This window comes from Roseibium sp. AWQ4_290 (genome assembly GCF_056160985.1).
In genome coordinates this window covers 1-594 of sequence record NZ_JBSWYG010000058.1, presented here as the reverse complement: position 1 = coordinate 594, position 594 = coordinate 1, and the positions used below count along the sequence as shown (strand labels likewise).

Sequence of the window (594 nt, the reverse complement as noted above, 5' to 3'; positions counted from 1 at the left end):
CCGTCCTCAGCCGACAGAACAGCATCAACAACACCGTCGCCGTTCAGGTCTTCATACGATGTTGTAACTGGGCCAATCGGCCCAGCGACCGTCACATCAGACCCATGTAACCAACTCACAAGTTGAGATGACCCGTTTTCAAGGTCCAGAACCGTGTCTCCAAGACGTCCGCCTTGCGTACGGAAAGATGCATCAACCCGCATAGCGTCAGACGTGTCCGACTGCGCCGTGCTCGTGTATAAGACCGTTCCATTCTTCAGATACTGAACCGTCCCATCGGCAAGACGCGCCACTGTGAACTCGTCTCCAACAGCATAGGCCCCAAAAAAGCCCCGATGCACACCCGATTCATAGATTTCAATCTGACCGCTGATATTCGTGTAAAGAGCAAAATCTATCTGCTGATAGCCTTCATCGGTGCCGTCAACAGAGAGCCCGAACATCAACGCCTTGTTGACCTGCTGGGCCGTCATGCTGACAGAACCAGCTCCGATAAAGCTTTCTTCGGACAACGCGCCGCGATCCCAACCGTCGGCACTGCCACCAACCTTCTCAAGCACATTCGTCGCAAAGTCGCGGCCCTGCGCCTGAGCC

General features: G+C 54.9%; 1 protein-coding gene. It reads right to left on the bottom strand.

Annotated elements, in window-relative coordinates:
• A partial coding sequence (locus ACXAH0_RS25115) for a hypothetical protein (protein WP_475196020.1) occupies nt 1-594 on the bottom strand: 594 nt, incomplete at both ends.